Here is a 1,203-nt window from a genome sequence, read left to right on the forward strand (position 1 = left end):
GATCGTCATAGCTTTGCGCAAGGATCACATAGTCCCCGGCAATCGTGGGCACCTTGCGGCGCATGTTATCGATGGCGGTTTGGGTTGCGTCGTCCAGCGGTGTGAACACAAGAAACTGTTCGATATCAAAGGCGTCCGCCTTTGCCGCCATCCCGCGCCTCTCTTCCATGTCATCCTTGGCCTGCCGTCCAAACAGGAATTGCAGACCCTGCAAAGGGGCAACCTCGTTTGTCACCGCAATGAACAGGGGCAGGTCGGCATTGCTGGCGGTCGAGGCCGACAGGAACTCGACCTTGTCGCACAAAACAGCCGTATCGGGATCAAAGGCCGGATCGCAGAACCGCAGCCGGAACCGCGCCGCGTCCCGGTCAAAGGCCCGCGATGCGGCATAGGCCACATCAATCTGCCGGTCCAGCCGGGAGCTGTCCGAGGCATACAGCCCCGCCAGCACCGCCACCAGCGCACCGATACCGCCCAAGACCACCCAGACCAGATCGGCCAGCTTCCACGCCCGATGACCTGCCGGTTTGCGGAACAGAAAGGCCGTGCCTACCGATCCAATCACAAAGAACAGGATCAGCAGGGGAAGCTGGTTATCAGTGACAAAACTCATGTGCCTGAGTTTAAGTGGTCCAACCCGCCACGCAACCGCGATCACGCGCAGTTGTAACGTCTTGCAGGATGCCGATACTGTGATCGGAACGGGAGGCGTTTTGATGACCAAAGAGATTGTTCTGATTCACGGGGCCTTTGCCGGTCCGTGGTGCATGGAAGACTATGCAGGGTTCTTTCGCGACCGGGGCTGGACGGTGCACACGCCCGCGCTGCGCTATCATGGCGGTGACCCCACGGCCGAGCCGGATCCCGGTCTGACCGACACATCCGTCGCCGATTACACCAATGACATTGCTGACTTCGTGCAGGGGTTGGAGAGCAAACCAGTGCTACTGGGTCACGCCATCGCGGGTGTTGTGGCGCAGCAGGTCGCGGCGCGCGGGCTGGCCCGCGCCATCGTCCTGATCAACCCGAACGCGCCATGGGGCACCTTGCCCGAAACCGATGACGAACGCGCCGTGCCGCGCGCACTGATGGAGGGCGGGGCGTTCTGGAAACAGCCGATGCGGGTCGAATTCGATCTGATGGCGCCCTTTGCGCTGAACAAAATGCCTGAGGCGCAACAGCACGCGGTGTTCGACCGCTTGG

2 protein-coding genes are annotated in these 1,203 nt (G+C 61.4%); one reads left to right on the forward strand and one right to left on the reverse strand.

Annotated features, from left to right (window positions below; translation table 11 throughout):
- The coding region (locus ACRZ95_RS22905; RefSeq protein ID WP_480555676.1) for a hypothetical protein at positions 1–613 on the reverse strand (613 nt) is incomplete at its 3' end.
- Between the two features lie 103 nt (positions 614–716).
- Between ACRZ95_RS22905 and ACRZ95_RS22910 the strand changes: the two genes are divergently transcribed.
- A partial coding sequence (locus ACRZ95_RS22910) for an alpha/beta hydrolase (protein WP_480555678.1) occupies positions 717–1,203 on the forward strand: 487 nt, incomplete at its 3' end.

This window comes from Ruegeria sp. AI3, assembly GCF_056541245.1.